Raw genomic sequence first — 14,770 nt, forward strand, 5'->3', positions numbered from 1 at the left:
CGCTTCGTTCTTTCGTGTTCCCAGCTTACCAGATGTTTTCCGCTCCGTTTCCGGCGCTTCGTTCATCCAACTTGCTGGTGTCTTCTGCGGCTTGACGCCCCGTCCGACGTTTCAAACTCTAGCCGATCCCTGCTCCGAAAAGCGAATCGGCCGCAATCCAATAAAACAAACACGCCGAATAAGAACCAAGCCACGACAAGACGCGACCCAGCCCGAACCGGGAAGTGGTGTTTCGAAAGGATTGGCCACCGCGGGACCGTCCGCGCAGATGCGTGTCCGGTGCTCCCTGCCGAGCGACTGGCTGACAGTACCCCTACTCGGCGCCCAAGGCAAATACCCGGCCCGGGACCGTGCAGGCGCGCGCGTCCGGGCAGCTGCGCAACCTCGCCACCACCGCCTCCGCGGCCTGCGTGGCCCGGATCGCCGGAGTCCGCCGGCGGCCGGGGCCCGGTCCGTAATGGATCGGGCCCCGGCCGCCGTGGCGTTGCGGTGGGTCAGAGGCCGCTGCCCTGGATGGCGAGGAAGGGGACGATGATGGGGTTGGCGGTTTCGCCGCCGTAGATGTCCTCCCAGTCCGCGTACTGGCGCCCGTCGATGTTCACGGCGGTGGTGTTCTGTCCCCGTGCGCTCCGGTGAGCCACCGTGGACAGGGTGTCCCAGTTGTTCTCCAGGTCCGTGCCGAACCGGCCGATGTTTGCCGGGCGGGACGTCTCGGTCGGGTCCCCGTTGTAGATGAGAACGCTGGCAATGCGATTCTCGATCCAGCCGAAGCGGGCCGCCTCGGAGGTGGCGCCGATGAAGTAGGCCATGGCCCGAAGCACTGCGTTGGAGTTCCTGTTCGCCGAGGTGGCGGTGTCCAGGGCACTCAGGTGCGTCAGGAAGTTGCTCGCCGTGTACGGCTGGTCACCGCGCCACGTCGGGTTCGCGGCCAGCGACGCGTAGCCCCCGTCGGAGCTGATGGTGTTGAGCAAGGGAGCGGTCGGCATGTTGAAGCGGACCCGCATCTCCTCCGCCAGGCGCAAGGTGTAGGGGGCGTTGAGACGGTAGTGGAGGCCGTGGGAGGAGAAGCCCATGAAGTACAGGTTGTCGACGGAGAAGTACAGCGCGACATCGGCCCGCCGCTCGCCCCTGGGGTTGCTGGGGGTAACAGCGTTGGACCACACCAGCACCCGGATGACGCGGTTGGTGGCGGTTTCACGCCCGCGGACCGTCGTGTCCGAGAAGTAGGGGGCGTTCGGGAGGCCTGCCATCGGCTGGCCGGCGATTTCGCGCATCCGGTCCACCACACGCTGGTATTCCCCGGACTGATTGGCGGCGGCCGAGCTGGGGCGCGCAGCGGAGTCGTAGCCCGTCATGTCCCAGTCGATGTCGGTCCACCGCTGGGTGGTGTTGGCGTCAGCGTGGGGCGCGGCGAAGCCGTTCACCAGGCCGCAGGCGGCGGCCATGGCCAGCAGCAGCACCGCCAGCCGCCTTCCGGCTCGGCGCATGGTGGACGTCGGATGCAGGTACATCGGGTGGTACTCCCTGAAAGCTCTTCCGCGCAGGTGTGGTGGCGCGCGGCGAGGAGCCCGCGAGAGCGCCTGCCGCTGCATCGGGGCAGCGCGTCCTCGCGGGACGGACAGCGGGGAAGCGACCGGCTACCCGCTCACCGGGCCTTTCAGGTCCCGGCGGGACGAGGGCTCGGCGAAGGGGCAGTACTCCCCGGTTTGGCTCCCGGGGTCGTCTTCCTCAGGTCTAGATCCAACCTGGGCGGGCGGGCGCAAACCATGCAATTTCGCCCGCAAAAGTATGTACCGCATACTTTTGCGGGTTGGGGTTCGGCGTTCGGCGGGGCCACGTCGAACACGGGAAGAGCTTCAGCATGGCCTCGTACGCACCGGCGGACCGTTCCTTCGGCACGCTGCTGTTCGGTCTACGCCGCAGGGCGGGGCTCAGCCAGGAAGACCTGGCGCACGCCGCGGGGGTGAGCGTACGTACCCTGTCCTATCTGGAGCAGGGCCGCTCCCGGGGGCCGCAGCGCCGCACCGTCCAGGCCCTGGCGAAGGCCCTGGGCCTGGACGCGGCCGACGCCCGGGAGCTGGAGGAGGCCGCGAGCCTGGGCCGGCCCCGCCCCGCCCGCACGGCGGACGCCCCGCCGCCCGCCGCCGCACCGGAGGCCACCCTGAACACGAGCACGCCCGATCTGCTGCCGCGCGCACCGCGCGCCTTTCACGGACGGGCCTCTGAGCTCGCCGCCCTGACCCGGGCCACGGCGGGCGAGGCCCCGGTCTGCCTGGTCATCGGGCCCGCCGGGGTCGGGAAGACCGCCCTCGTCCTGCACTGGGCCCACCACGACCCCGCCGGACTCACCGACGGGCGCCTCTACGCCGACCTGCGCGGCTTCAGTGACACCGGCGAGCCGGCCGCCGTCGAGGTCCTGCGCGAGTTCCTGCTGGCCCTGGGCGTGCCGCAGGAGCGAATACCGGAGTCGGCCAACGGCGCGGCCGCACTCTTCCGCTCCCTGGCCGCCAACCGCCAACTCCTCGTCGTCCTGGACAACGCGCGTGACTCCGAACAGGTCAGGCCGCTCCTGCCCGGCGGCGACCGCTGCGTCACCGTCGTCACCAGCAGGCACCGGCTGCCGGGACTGATCGTCACCGACACCGCCCGGCCCGTCGCCGTGGACGTCCTCGCCCCCCAGGACGCCACCGTGCTCCTGGCCCGGATCCTCGGCACCGAACGGGTCCACGCCGAGCCGGCCGCCGCGCTCCGGCTCGCCGAGCTGTGCGGCGGGCTGCCGCTGGCCCTGCGGGTGGCAGCAGCCCGTCTGGCAGGGCGACCCGACTGGTCCCTGGGAACGATGGCTGCCGAACTGTCCGACGAGACACGGCGGTTGAGCTTGCTGGACCTGGAGGACACCGGCGTGCGGGCCGCGCTGCGCCTGACCCTGCGACAACTCCCGGCGCACGTCGCCCGCCTGTTCGCCGCCCTCGGCCGCCACCCGGGCACGCACGTCGACCGCTACGCGGCGGCTGCCCTGGCCAACACCGACCCCGCCACCGCCGAGAGCGCCCTGGAGCGCCTGGCCGTCGCGCACCTGCTCACCGAGACGGCACCCGGCCGGTGGACGATGCACGACCTCGTGCGGCTCTACGCCCGCGGCCTGGACGCCCAGCCCGACACGCTCAAGCGCGTCCTCGACCACTACATCACCACCGCCACCGGCGCCGTCGCGGCGGCCGAGCCCGGCACGGAGGACTGCTTTCCACTTCCGGCGGACTTCCTGCCGCCGGCCGCCGTGCGGGAGTTCGGCGACCGGTCCGCCGCCGTGGCCTGGTACGCCGCCGAGCGCAACAACCTCACCCAGGCGGTCGCCGCGGCGCACGCCGCCGCACTGCACGACAGGACCTGGCGCATCGTCATGACGATGTGGCCACTGATCGTGTGGCGCGTCCGCGACGGCTGGGTACCGCTCCTGGAGACCGCCCTCACAGCCACGCGCGCCAACGCCGACGAGCACGGCGAGGCCCGGGTGCTCAACGTCCTCGGCTGGGTCCTGACCGAGGAAGGGCGCACCCCGGAGGCACTCGTCCACCTGGAAGCGGCCTCCGCGCTCGCCGCCCGCGCCGGTGACGCGTTCGCCGAGGCCAACGCCTTGATCGTGCTGGCCATGGTCCAAGCCTCCCTCAACGACCTGGACCAGGCCGCGAGGAGCTGCGAACGCGCGGTCGAGCTGGCACGCGAGACCGGCGACCAGAGGATGGAACGGCTGGCGATGCAGCACCTCGCCCGCCACCAAACCGATGCCGGACACTGGCACCGGGCCCTCACCACCGCGACCCACGCCCTGGCCCTCGGCAACCAACCGGACACCACCGACATCCCCCACGTCCTGCTGCTCACCATCAAGGGAGAAGCACTGCTGGGACTCGGCAACCACACCGAGGGCATCACCCAACTCGACCTCGCCGCGCGGGAGGCGGAGTCCGCCGGCTACGACGACGGTGCGGTACGGGCACTCACCGCACTGCTGCGCGCAACACCCGACACGGAAGTCCAGGCACGGTACGACACGGCACTCGCCCGACTCACCACACGGACCTGAACCCCGGCACACCCTCGCACCGGCGAAGCCCCCGCCGCACCCGAGCGCGCGGGCACGGTCTCATTGATCATGGTTGGAAGCGGTGCGCTGACCTGTGGTTCGTCAGCTCGGCTGAGACGCCGGAGAGGCGATTCTCGCCGGACCCGGCATTTTCCGGGGCTGGGTCAGCTTGCGTGGACCCCGGGGTTCATAGGGGTGGTCGAAAAACGAAGTGGGCACGTCCGGCTCGCTCCCGAGTTCGCGCAGAGAACCGGTGCGGCGCCACCGCGCCGCTGCACCGGTGCCCCGCCACGCCTGTTGACGAGTCAATCCGCTGTCATTTTCGGATCAGTAGTCCAGGACGCGCTTGAGATAGGCCGTTCTGGCCGCGATGGCGAGTTGCGAGATGGCCGCCTGCGGCGCGGCGGTGGCGAAGGCATGCCAGGCCCCCGGCCACACGTGCAACTCGACCGGGACTCCGGACCGGGACAGCCGCGCGGCGTAGTCGATGGACTCGTCCCGGAAGGTGTCGACCTGGCCGGTGTCGATGTAGGTGGCGGGCAGCCCGCTCAGGTCTGCCGCGCGGGCCGGAGCCGCGTAGGGCGAGACCTCGGGCCCGCCCCTGGCCTGCCCGAGCAGGCAGGTCCATGCCGTCAGGTTGGCCCGGCGGTCCCAGAATCCCTCGCCGTCGAGTTCCTGGCTGGACGGGGTCTGGCAGCGGTCGTCGAGCATCGGCGCCTGCAGCATCTGGTGGGCCAGGGCCGGGCCGCCGCGGTCCCGAGCCAGCAGCGCCGTCGCTGCTGCCAGTCCACCGCCCGCGCTCGTGCCCCAGATGATCAGCCGTTCGGGGTCGATGGACAATTCGTCGGCGTTGGCCGCGACCCACGCCAGCCCGGCATAGCAGTCCTCGACGGGTGCGGGATGGGGATGCTCGGGAGCCAGCCGGTACTCCACCGAGATCCCGACGATGCCGAGGACATCCACCCACTCGGCGAGTACGTGGGAGAGCTCCCACTTGTTGCCGGAGATCATGCCGCCACCGTGGGTGTGGTAGATGCACGGGCGTGAGCCTGCGCCGCGGGTAGGACGCATGATGAGCAGCGAGATCTCCGGCGCCCCGGCGGGACCGGGCACCGTACGTTCCTCGATCTCGACGGCCCCGCCCCGGCGCAGCGCGGCCGCGTCGGCCCCGCCGGGCACCGTCGCGTTCATCTCTCGGTAGGCGGGGATATCGGCCGGCCCGAGCCAGCCGAGTTCTCGCACCTCTTGCGGATAGGTGGCCAGGATTGCGGCCAACTCGGGGTCGAACGGTGGTCGGGAGTACATACTCGGGTCCTTCCTTCAGCGGTTCGCCGCCCCAGTGTCCTGGCCGGTCGCCGCCCGATCCACCGCCGGATGGCTCATGTCATCCGCCATATGGCGGATATGATCCACTGGTGGAAGAACTGCTCCAACGGCTCTCGGCACTGGATCCCGCCGCCGGGGACGCGGTGCGCGCCATCGCCTACTTCGACACCCTCGTCGAGCAGCGGGCCGGCCTCGATGCCTTCGTCAGGGCCGGGGCCATCCTCTCGGGCTGCACGGCAGGGCTGGCCGATCCCGACCGGCACGTCCTGGTGCGCATCCATCCCGACGGCCACCGGCTGGAACCGGCGGCACACGTTCCCTCCTGGCCCGGCACCGCACTACGCGGTACGACCGCAGGCCGGGTCTGGATCGAACGCACCGGCATGCCGCTGCCCACCGACGCCATCGTTCTCGAACGCCTCGCGGCCGGGGCGGGCATCGTCTTGGACCGAACCCGCGGCCGGGCCGCCACACACGACCCGGCCAGCGTGGAAGTGCTGCTCTCACCCGAGGCCACAGCCGCAGCCCGCGCGCAGGCCGTGCGCAGACTCGCCCTTCCCGCGGCGAGATTCAGGGTCGCGGCCCTGCTGGGAAACCCGGATGATCCAACGATCAACCGGTGGAGCACTCGCCTCGGACGCGTGACCGCCGCCATCGTCGTCGACGCCACGACCGAGCCCACCGCAAGCCTTGGACCCAGCATCGGGACTGAGCACGGGCCAAGAGCCGGGCTGGGCCCCGCCGTGGAAATCAGTGGGCTGCCGCGATCATGGCACGGAGCGCTGACGGCGTTGCGGTTGACAGCCGAGGTCCACGGTCCGCGCCACCTCGACTACGACGCCCTAGGCGGCCTGGCCCTCGTGGCCGAGCACGTCTCCCCGCACAACGCGTTGATCGAGGATGTGCGCGCGCTACGCGCGGCAGAAAGAGCCGGCACCGGCGCACTGGAAACCCTGGCCGCCCTCGAAGCCCACGACAGCCTCCGCCAGGCGGCCACCGCGTTGCATCTGCACCACTCCACACTCCAGGCGCGCCTACCCAAGCTGACCGCTGCTCTCGGGTTCGCCCCCGACACCCCGCAAGGACGCACACGCCTCCACCTTGCCCTGGCCCTCCACCGACTCAACCTCAACGGTCCCCTTCCCTAGCCGCCGAGCAGCAGTGGCAGTCCTCGGGGCGCCCACGTTGAAGACCGTGAGCGCGATCTCGGCTAGATACTCTCGGACCGTGGCGATCAACTCAAACGTGAAATCGCCCTTCCGCCTGGCCGCCCAGCTGCCCTCATCATCGAACACGACGCAGTCCGCCAACTACCTCGACTCGGCACAGTTACGCGGCCGACCACCACCCGGCCGGCACCGCCTACGCCTGGCTCGTCACCGCCGCACTCTCGCGCGGCATGGTGGACGCCGACGCTCTCGCCGACCCGGCCGTCCTCGCGGTGATCACCCACCGCAACGCCGAACGGCTGGCCCCGACCGACGACCCGACGCCGGCCGTGCTCCAGTCCCCGCGGATCGCCCATCACGGGCAGCCGGTCGCACTGGTGGTCGCCGAGACCCCGGAGGCCGCCCGGGCCGGCGCCCGCGCGCTGCGGATCGGCTGCACCCGGGAGCCGCACGACGTCCTGCTGACCGCCGACCACCCGGGCCTGCGAGGAGCTGCGCACGGAGCTGGCCGAGCACGGCGGGCAGCCGCCCGCCGGCGGGCTGACCCGACACGCCGACACCGCCGAGGAGGTGGGGAGCACCGGCCAGGAGTTCGCGCGGCACGCCTTCGGCGCGCAGTTCGCCGAGGTCCAGGTCGATCAGGACACCGCCGAGGTGCGGGTGCGCCGCCTGCTCGGGGTGTTCGCGGCCGGACGCGTCATCAACCCGCCGGCCGCGCGGAGCCAGCTGACCGGCGCGATGATCATGGGACTGTCGATGGCCCTGCTGGAGCACAGCACCACCGACCCGTCCTTCGGCGGGCACGTCGAGCGCGACCTGGCCGCCTACCACGTCGCCGCGCACGCCGACGTCACCGCGGTCGACGCGCACTGGATCGACGACCCCGCCCCCACCTCAACCCGATGGGCTCCAAGGGGATCGGCGAACTCGGCATCGTGGGGACGGCGGCGGCGATCAGCAACGCCGTGCACCACGCCACCGGCACCCGGGTCCGCAAACTGCCCATCCGGCCCGAGTCCCTGATCGGCCGCTGACCCGACGCCAGCCCTCCGTGGCCCGACTTCGCCCGCCCCGCCGTCTCCGGCCGGGCGGGCGAAGTCGCTTGCGGGGGCACCTGTCGGAAGCCGCCGTTCTCCGTGGTGCTGCGATCTGGTGGCGTGCCTGATCAGGATGGGATCTGCCGGATCGCCAACCGCGAGGACCTCATTGAAGACGGCATTCTCCAGAAGCGACAAGCGCAAGCTCCTGTGATCAGAACCCGCAGTGCCACCAGGCCAGTTCGGAAGCTGTCCGTGGTTCATGGTGGGTCCGCCGCAGCAACACCGCGTCCAGATCGTCGACCCGTGCTCGTAATTCGCCTGCGGCTCGAGGAGGAAGCATGAAGATGACCTCTTCGAGCTTGTCGCGGGCCCAGCCTTCGCCGCAGCAGAGGCAGGTGAATTCGGCCTCCCATGGCTGCCAACGTCGCTTCGTCCCGTGGACTCGGGCGGACCACACGCTCACGGCCGTGGCGACGATGCCGGGAATCAGTCGATCGCGCTCCAGGCAGCGTATGGCAGCGTTTGCGGGTCCTGACACGCGCGGGACATCGCGGTAGCGCACCCATGGACGACTCCATGATCGTTGGCGCGATCGAAGTGATGCTGGCGTTCTACGCGACATGGCCCCTTCCGGCGCGGTTCCGGTGCTGCCTCAGGACGCGGTCGACCGGAGCTCGCAGGGCGGGTGAGGTGCACCCTGCCTCGATGATGTGCAGGAAAAGGTCACTTCTGTGAGACGGGTCGCCGGCGAACGTGAACCCCCGAGGGCGGCCGGGCTCGCCTCGGGGGTCCATCGCGAACAGCCGACATGACGGCAACGGCAGCAGGCCGTAGAAAGGCGAGGCGCCACCCCCGCCCAGTGTGGTCAGGAAGCCGCGGTAGGGATCAGGCAGTTCGACGTGGTGGTCGCCCTCAAACTCGGCGACCTTCGTATCCAGCAGCGGGGGGTCGAGGCGGAACCCGTGCTTCTCTTCACCGAAGGAGCGGCTTCGCAGCGCGGCATAGGGCACCTTGGCCAGCTTGCGTCGGATGCGGGCGATCCGGGAGTCCATGCGAACTCTTCTCTCTGTCGTCCCGCAAACTACCTGCTCACCGGCAAGGGTGTCACCAGTGTGATCGGCTGCCCGTAAGCGGCTTCGGGGTAGGTCGCCAGCTCGCCTCATGCGTCAGACGGACGGTATGGGTCGCCGAAGGGATCCTCTCCCAGCACATCGAAGTCCAAGAGGATCACATGATCACGCTCCAGCCACGACGGATCGCCATGAAAGAGGATCCGACGGCACGAACGAGAACGAGTGGGAATCCGGGAGATCGGCGTTGTCGGCGGGCGGCCGAGTCGACGAGGCGAAGAACGCCGAAGGGGCGGACGCGCAGTGCGCGTCCGCCCCTTCGGCGTTCGTGGTAGCGGGGACAGGATTTGAACCTGCGACCTCTGGGTTATGAGCCCAGCGAGCTACCGAGCTGCTCCACCCCGCGTCGGTAGTACCGACCGTACGGCACCAGGCGGCGATCACCTAATCGGTTACCCGGCGGCCGCTTCCGCAGGGCCGCCCTCGCCGGGCAGTCCCTCGCGGGGCCCGACGGGGGTCACTCGGGCCACCCGCCTTGCCGCCGCCCGGCTGTACGCCCGCCCCAGGAGCGGGGGTCGAGGGGCGGGGGCCAGCGGCTGACGTCGTCGACGGGTGATGCGGCAGGGGCGAACACCCGCCCCGACGTCCGTGCGTGCGATCGAAGACGTTCGGCCACGAACCCTTGAGAATCAGCTACTTTGCGTTATTGATCGTATCGAATGTGTGACATGTCTGGACTGTTGGGCATGCTGCGGTCCGGGCCGACTCGCAGGCACAACTCCAGGAGTGAGACATGTTCAGCACCGTGCATGCCGCCAGGATCACCGCCGCCGCTGCCGCCACCGCCCTCGCCGTCAGCCTGGGCGTCGTGGCCGCGCCGTCCGCCTCGGCGGCCGACAACTGCTGGCCCGGGGAGAGCAACCGGTGGTACTGCCACAACGTACCCGGCTCCCCCGTGTACGGCGTGGTCGGCAACAACCACATCTATCCGGACCCCGACACCGTCGTCGGCTACATGAACTCCGACCCCAGCTGGTTCTACTGCAAGGAGGACAACCAGGCCTGGGTCGGCGGGCCGCACCCGACCCGCTGGCTGATGACCGTCGCCGACAACGGCCAGCTCGGCTTCATGAAGGACACCGCCATCACCAGCGAGACCGACCCCGTTCCGAACTGCTGACCCGACCTGGAGCCGATTCCCGCTCTGCGCGAGCAGGAACGCGGCTACCGCTCTACTTGCGGTGCCCCGGGAGGGGATTGCCGGGCTTGTCCAACCAAGCCGTCTGTCCGGCAGGTGTCACCGTGAGTCCGTACCGCTCGTAGCCGGGGCGTCCGGCGGCCGTCCACTGGGTGTAGGCGGCCTCCGTCTCGTCCCACAGTTGCCGGGGTCCGGACTGGCGGACCTCGAACCGGGATTCCCCGGGCACGGAGTCGACCGTTGCCCAGGACGTGACGGCCGTGTCGAACAGCCACCACGTCCAGCCGCCGTCACCGAACTCGTTGCGCCGGTAGTACACGTCCGGCAGGGCGAGGGCGCAGGCGAACTGCGCAAGCCAGTCGCCCCCGATGGCTTCGGGGTCGAGGCTCGTCCAGGACTGCGCGGAGTCGCCCGGCCACTCACCGGGCAGGTAGTCGTCCACCGGAGTGCCCTGGTAGCGCTGCTGGCGCAGCACCATGAACGCCGCCGATCGGGTGAACGGACCACTTGCCGTCCCGTCGTCGCCCACCGTGAGCCGCACGATCGCCCCGCCGCCCAGCAGCGGTGAGACGGGGCTGACGATCACCCCGCCCGGCCGGGTCTGAGCTACCCAGGCGGGCGGGACGTCCCGCAGGGACACGGTGGAGATGATCCGGTCGTACGGGGCACGTACGACCCACCCGAGCGAGCCGTCCCCGCACACGACTTCGGGGGCGTAGCCGGCACTGCGAAGTGCGGCGCGGGCTTGCGCGGTGACCTGCGCGTCCACCTCGACGGTGGACACCATCTCTGCGCCCAGACGATGCGCCAACAACGCCGCGTTGTAGCCGGTGCCCGTCCCGATTTCGAGCACCCGGTGCCCGGGGGTCGCGTCCAGGTCGGACAGCATCTCGGCCAGCATGGTGGGCATGGATGCCGACGACGTGGGAGTACGGTGGTCGCCGTCCTCGGCACCGTCGTCCCACTGCGTGACGATCGGCAGGTCGCTGTAGGCGAGCCGCATCCACCGCTCGGGTTCCTTGGTCCGGCTGCACTCGGTGTCGCCGCCGTCCTCGTCCGCCCAGATGGTGTCGGGGAGGAACACGTGTCGCGGCACGGCCGCCACGGCCGGTGCCCATCCGGGGGGCAGGGAACCGGCGTCGGTGAGCGACGCCACCAGTGCGGCCCGCTGCTGTTCGGGGGTCAACTCTTCTTGTGCTTCGGTGCCGGGGTCGGCTGCTGGCCGTCCTTCGAGGGGTTCGGGCCGATGGCCGGCGAGCCGGGCTTGGCGTGCCCGCCGCTCTTGCCGTCGTTCGGTCCACCCTTGTTCTCGTCTCCCATGGTCAGCGTCCTTTCTCTGTTCGGCTTGTAGGGGCGGTGCTGTTCCCGCTGCGCCCGGGGGCGCGGCAAGTACCTGCCGTGCGGCAGGGGTAATACTCCGCCCCGGGCGGGATGGACCTCAACCAGCAGCCCGGGATGGGAGTTTGATAGTCGAACCCCTGCCCTACGCGCAGGGTTCATCGGCTCGCTTGTGCTGGGAACGGCTGGTCGGCTGTTCCATGGGTGAGGTCGGGAGGGATGTGCGCGGGGGCTCCGAGGATGTGGCTGCGGGCCGCGCGGGCGAGGACCGCTTGGTCTGCCGTGGATACTCCTGCGCGGTTCCAGTGGAAGACGACCATGTGCGCGAGGACGGCGCGCAGCCCGCGGGTGAGTCCTCCGTGGTGTGCAGTGTCGGCGAGTTCGCTGCCCGCGTATGCGAAGGCGTGGATGCGGTCCGCTGCCATATCGAGGGCCTGGCCGGGTTCGGTCATGGCGATCGTATCGGCGGCCAGCAGCACGCCGATCTTGTCGGCGACCGCGGGTGCTGATTCGGTGCCCGGTTCGGCCGCGCCCGGGCGCATCGCTGCGACCCGCGCCCAGACGTCACCTTGTTCGGTCCACTCCTGGCCGGCGGCGCGCAGCATCGCGCTGCACATCAGGATGGACAGTTCGCGGCGCCCGATCGGCGGGGCGGCCGGCTGGCCGTGGTGGGTCCGGAGGGCTTCGAGCAGGATGGCGCGGCTGTCGGTGTGGAAGAGGGCGTGGGCGGCATCGACGCCCAGGGGGCCGCCGAGGGCGGCAGTCTCGGGTTCGTAGCTGCCGTGCGACCAGGCGACGATCGCCCCTTCGCCCTGGAGTTGGTCGAGGAGCAAGGCCAGACTGACCCGTAGCGTCGCCGGGTTGTTGTCCGGTCCGGGGTGAAGTCGCAGTCGCCAGTAGGGGTGTTTGCGGACGTACCACCACATGGTGACTCTGCCCCGGGTCTCGGCATGGCGCAGGGCAGGGGCGAGGCGAAGGGCGATCTGCGTCTCGGCACCGGGCCAGTCGGTGGGCTGGATGGTGACGTGGACCCAGGTGTCGGGCGGGGCCGCGATGGCGCAGCGCCCGGCGCGGCGGTAGGTCTCGGCCGCCACGGCGAGGTCGGCGGCGGGGATACCGGCGCCAGTGGCCGCTTCGGCGACGTTGGTACCGGTGAGGACGGCCAGGATCGACCGTTCCAGTCGGGGGTGTGCGGTGGGGTGAACCATGGGGCGGCTTCTCAGTGCGGTGGTGGTCAGGACAGGAGGAGGCAGGCGTCCCAGCCGGTGGCGGGGGCGCCGCCGCGGTCGGTGGCGTGCAGTGCGAGGCGGACTCCGGTGGTGCCGCCGAGCAGCCCGGGTTCGCGGGCGGGGGCCTGGGTCTGGAGGAGGGCGCGCAGGGCGGGCACGTGGGCGGTGAACTGGCCCGGGCTGGTGGCGTCCTGGGCGACGCGATGGACGGTGTGCAGGAGGCCGGCGGCTCCGTGGCACAGTCCGGCGTCGCTGATCTGGGCGAGCTGGGCGGGGTCGGTAATGCAGCGCAGCAGGGCGTGCTCGGCGGCGCGCTTGCGGTGGGCGTCGCCGAGGGCGATGGCGGCGAGTTGCTGGGCGCGGGCCTGGCCGGGGACGCCGTAACACCAACTGGGCCGGGGCGGGCCGGACTGGAGGACTGCGCCGAGGCGGTGTTCGTCGGCGGCGACCCATTGCGGCCACCAGGGCCCGGACGGGCCGCTCTGCCGCAGGTTGTCGAGCCACTGGAGGATGCCCAGGATGGCGTCGGTGTGGCCTTCGACGAGGGCTCCGGCACGTTTGGCGAGGGCGAGGAGGGCGAGGGGTCCGGTGATGCCGTGGGCGAGGCCGAGGTTGCCGTGGCCGTGGGGGAAGGCGGCGGAGGTGCGTCCGGCCGGGTCGTAGCGGACCCACCAGCCGGGCAGGTCGGTGCCGGGCAGCGGTTCGGAGAGGCGGACGAGGTAGGCGAGGACGTCGTGCAGGGTGTCGCCGCGCGGGTCGCGCTTGAGCAGGTAGGCGCCGAGGCCGGTCAGCCCGTACAGCAGGTCGTACTCGGCGGCGCGGGTGAACTCCCCGGAGTCGATGCGGGCGTGAGCCTGCTCCAGGCGGCGGTGGACGAGCCTGTCGACCGCCGCGTCCAGGGTGCGCAGCGTCTTCGTGTAGCGCTCGCTGCCGTCGGCGGCGGTGTGGAGGGTGAAGGCGAGGGCGGGTGCGCCGATGAACAGGCCGGCGTCGTCGGAGCCGATGAGGGCTTGGCGGCAGATGCCGGTCAGCCAGTCGTGGACGGCGTTCCAGCGGGTGTGGTGGAGGGCGGCGCGTTCGGCGTGGAGCAGGGTGATGCCGACGGCGCCGGAGGCGAGGGACTGGGCGGCGTGTGCGTCGGTGGGGTCGCACGGTGCGGCGGCGGTGGCGGGGGTCATCGGGGGCGGTGTCCTCGGTGTCGGTGGGTGCGGGCGAGCGCGGTGGCGCGGGCGAGACGGTGGCAGGCACGTTCGCTGTCCTGGTCGATCCCGGCGGCACGGATGTGGTGCATGTGCAGGAGCGAGGCGAGGACGGAGTCCGGGTCGGGGCTGTGCGGGGCCCCGGCCCTGGTACGGGAGTGGGTCAGGCGATGCAACCGCTGTTGGAACAGGCGGACTGGCAGGTCTTGCCGCAGCCGTCGTCGGTGCTGCTCATCAGCTCACCGATGACCGGGCCCTGCGCGACGATGGTGATGTCCAGCTCGAAGCCGGTGCCCGTGTCCATGTCCATGTGCGTGTCCATGTGCGTCCTCCTTGGGGATCTGGTGAAGGGGTTCGGTGGTGCGTCACCTGGCGGCCGGGCGGCAGCTATGCCTTCTCGGGCCAGGAGATCGTGATGCGGGTGTGGGTCTTGTCGACCACGCGGCCCGCGGGCAGCCGGCCGTCGGGCGTTCCGGCCGGGTGGACCTCGAAACGGGCCCCGGGTCCGCCCCGGTGCTCCCGGTCCCAGGTACGGATCTCGTTGACGAGGCGGGCGGCGGCAGCAGTGGCGGCCGGGCCGTGCCCGTGGGCGCCGAGCTCGAAGCGGGTCCGGGCGGTGACCTCGGGGTCGATGTCCATGGTGGTGACCGCGCCATCGGGGGCGACGAGTTCGGCGAGATAGGCGGCGAACATCCCGCCGGAGCCGATCTCCAGGACGTTCTCGCCGGGCCGCGGATCGGCCTGTTCCAGCATGAACGTCTGGACGTTGGCGGCCGAGACCGAACTGATCGCGAGCCCGTCCCGGTCCCGCTTGGTCACCACGGGCCGCTCCGGGTCGTAGGCGTCGGCGGGCTGCGCCTCGGGGGCGAAGTGCTCGCGCGGCACGCGGGCCATGACCTCGGCGACGCGCTCGGTGCGGATCGTCCCGTCCTCGCGCAACGTCCTGACCATGGCGGCGCGCAGGGTCTCCGGGGTGCCGGAGGCGGGTTCGGTGTTCACGACGGTCTCTCCTTGGGGTTGGTACGTGTCGGCTTCAACGAGTCCGCTGTTGTCCGTGGTTGGCAAGGCTTCTCGGCTGGACGACGGGCAGGACGGGTCCCATCTGGGCGGCCAGGTT

General features: G+C 70.9%; 13 protein-coding genes, 1 tRNA gene and 2 pseudogenes. 5 read left to right on the forward strand and 11 right to left on the reverse strand.

All coding sequences use genetic code 11. The features are described 5' to 3' along the window. Positions 1-494: 494 nt before the first annotated feature. A complete protein-coding gene (locus AB0R04_RS36070) occupies positions 495-1,511 on the reverse strand; it encodes a ribosome-inactivating family protein (RefSeq protein WP_363378039.1) in 1,017 nt (338 codons plus the stop codon). A gap of 350 nt (positions 1,512-1,861) precedes the next feature. On the opposite strand from AB0R04_RS36070, the gene AB0R04_RS36075 reads away from it, so the two are divergent. After that, positions 1,862-4,084, forward strand: coding sequence for a helix-turn-helix domain-containing protein (locus AB0R04_RS36075; protein WP_363378040.1), 2,223 nt, complete (start codon positions 1,862-1,864; stop codon positions 4,082-4,084). A gap of 327 nt (positions 4,085-4,411) precedes the next feature. Here AB0R04_RS36075 and AB0R04_RS36080 read toward each other — a convergent pair whose 3' ends face one another. Next, positions 4,412-5,389, reverse strand: coding sequence for an alpha/beta hydrolase (locus AB0R04_RS36080; protein WP_363378042.1), 978 nt, complete (start codon positions 5,387-5,389; stop codon positions 4,412-4,414). Positions 5,390-5,499: 110 nt separating this feature from the next. Between AB0R04_RS36080 and AB0R04_RS36085 the strand changes: the two genes are divergently transcribed. From AB0R04_RS36085 to AB0R04_RS36095, 3 genes and pseudogenes are all read left to right on the forward strand, one after another. After that, entirely contained in the window at positions 5,500-6,558 is a 1,059-nt protein-coding gene (locus AB0R04_RS36085; RefSeq protein WP_363378043.1) for a helix-turn-helix domain-containing protein, read from the forward strand. Between the two features lie 185 nt (positions 6,559-6,743). Continuing rightward, positions 6,744-6,998, forward strand: a pseudogene (locus AB0R04_RS36090) (xanthine dehydrogenase family protein molybdopterin-binding subunit); the annotation flags it as partial. Positions 6,999-7,083: 85 nt separating this feature from the next. Next, positions 7,084-7,613 (forward strand): annotated as a pseudogene (locus tag AB0R04_RS36095) (molybdopterin cofactor-binding domain-containing protein); the annotation flags it as partial. A 617-nt stretch (positions 7,614-8,230) separates the two neighbouring features. On the opposite strand, the gene AB0R04_RS36100 reads toward AB0R04_RS36095, so the two are convergent. Then, complete coding sequence (locus tag AB0R04_RS36100; protein WP_363378045.1) at positions 8,231-8,671, reverse strand: hypothetical protein; 441 nt, start codon at positions 8,669-8,671, stop codon at positions 8,231-8,233. Positions 8,672-9,018: 347 nt separating this feature from the next. Beyond that, positions 9,019-9,095 (reverse strand) — tRNA-Met (locus tag AB0R04_RS36105). Between the two features lie 387 nt (positions 9,096-9,482). Here AB0R04_RS36105 and AB0R04_RS36110 point away from each other — a divergent pair. Next, positions 9,483-9,869, forward strand: a complete 387-nt coding sequence (locus AB0R04_RS36110) for a hypothetical protein (RefSeq protein ID WP_363378047.1) — start codon at positions 9,483-9,485, stop codon at positions 9,867-9,869. A gap of 52 nt (positions 9,870-9,921) precedes the next feature. On the opposite strand, the gene AB0R04_RS36115 is transcribed toward AB0R04_RS36110, so the two are convergent. The 7 genes from AB0R04_RS36115 to AB0R04_RS36145 all read right to left on the reverse strand — a co-directional run bounded on the left by AB0R04_RS36115 (position 9,922) and on the right by AB0R04_RS36145 (position 14,652). Beyond that, positions 9,922-11,073: a methyltransferase domain-containing protein gene (locus AB0R04_RS36115; protein WP_363378049.1), complete on the reverse strand. Its 1,152-nt coding sequence runs from the start codon at positions 11,071-11,073 to the stop codon at positions 9,922-9,924. Continuing rightward, positions 11,070-11,207: a hypothetical protein gene (locus tag AB0R04_RS36120; RefSeq protein ID WP_363378050.1), complete on the reverse strand. Its 138-nt coding sequence runs from the start codon at positions 11,205-11,207 to the stop codon at positions 11,070-11,072. Before AB0R04_RS36120 ends, AB0R04_RS36115 begins: the two co-directional genes overlap by 4 nt. Before the next feature lie 176 nt (positions 11,208-11,383). Next, positions 11,384-12,433, reverse strand: a complete 1,050-nt coding sequence (locus AB0R04_RS36125; protein ID WP_363378051.1) for a thiopeptide-type bacteriocin biosynthesis protein — start codon at positions 12,431-12,433, stop codon at positions 11,384-11,386. Positions 12,434-12,459: 26 nt separating this feature from the next. Continuing rightward, a complete protein-coding gene (locus AB0R04_RS36130; protein ID WP_363378053.1) occupies positions 12,460-13,632 on the reverse strand; it encodes a lanthionine synthetase C family protein in 1,173 nt (390 codons plus the stop codon). Then, a complete protein-coding gene (locus AB0R04_RS36135) occupies positions 13,629-13,829 on the reverse strand; it encodes a lantibiotic dehydratase C-terminal domain-containing protein (RefSeq protein ID WP_363378055.1) in 201 nt (66 codons plus the stop codon). The genes AB0R04_RS36130 and AB0R04_RS36135 overlap by 4 nt, the downstream gene beginning before the upstream one ends. Further along, positions 13,817-13,975: an FxLD family lanthipeptide gene (locus tag AB0R04_RS36140; RefSeq protein ID WP_363378057.1), complete on the reverse strand. Its 159-nt coding sequence runs from the start codon at positions 13,973-13,975 to the stop codon at positions 13,817-13,819. The genes AB0R04_RS36135 and AB0R04_RS36140 overlap by 13 nt, the downstream gene beginning before the upstream one ends. A gap of 65 nt (positions 13,976-14,040) precedes the next feature. Continuing rightward, entirely contained in the window at positions 14,041-14,652 is a 612-nt protein-coding gene (locus AB0R04_RS36145) for a hypothetical protein (protein WP_363378059.1), read from the reverse strand. Positions 14,653-14,770 lie beyond the last annotated feature (118 nt).

This window comes from Kitasatospora sp. NPDC056731 (assembly GCF_040687675.1).
GTDB lineage: Bacteria > Actinomycetota > Actinomycetes > Streptomycetales > Streptomycetaceae > Kitasatospora.

Bases quoted from the DNA above. Each gene is read 5' to 3' on its own strand.
- AB0R04_RS36070 (WP_363378039.1), bottom strand. From the start codon at position 1,511: ATGTACCTGCATCCGACGTCCACCATGCGCCGAGCCGGAAGGCGGCTG.
- AB0R04_RS36075 (WP_363378040.1), top strand. From the start codon at position 1,862: ATGGCCTCGTACGCACCGGCGGACCGTTCCTTCGGCACGCTGCTGTTC.
- AB0R04_RS36080 (WP_363378042.1), bottom strand. From the start codon at position 5,389: ATGTACTCCCGACCACCGTTCGACCCCGAGTTGGCCGCAATCCTGGCC.
- AB0R04_RS36100 (WP_363378045.1), bottom strand. From the start codon at position 8,671: ATGGACTCCCGGATCGCCCGCATCCGACGCAAGCTGGCCAAGGTGCCC.
- AB0R04_RS36110 (WP_363378047.1), top strand. From the start codon at position 9,483: ATGTTCAGCACCGTGCATGCCGCCAGGATCACCGCCGCCGCTGCCGCC.
- AB0R04_RS36120 (WP_363378050.1), bottom strand. From the start codon at position 11,207: ATGGGAGACGAGAACAAGGGTGGACCGAACGACGGCAAGAGCGGCGGG.
- AB0R04_RS36125 (WP_363378051.1), bottom strand. From the start codon at position 12,433: ATGGTTCACCCCACCGCACACCCCCGACTGGAACGGTCGATCCTGGCC.
- AB0R04_RS36130 (WP_363378053.1), bottom strand. From the start codon at position 13,632: ATGACCCCCGCCACCGCCGCCGCACCGTGCGACCCCACCGACGCACAC.
- AB0R04_RS36140 (WP_363378057.1), bottom strand. From the start codon at position 13,975: ATGGACACGCACATGGACATGGACACGGGCACCGGCTTCGAGCTGGAC.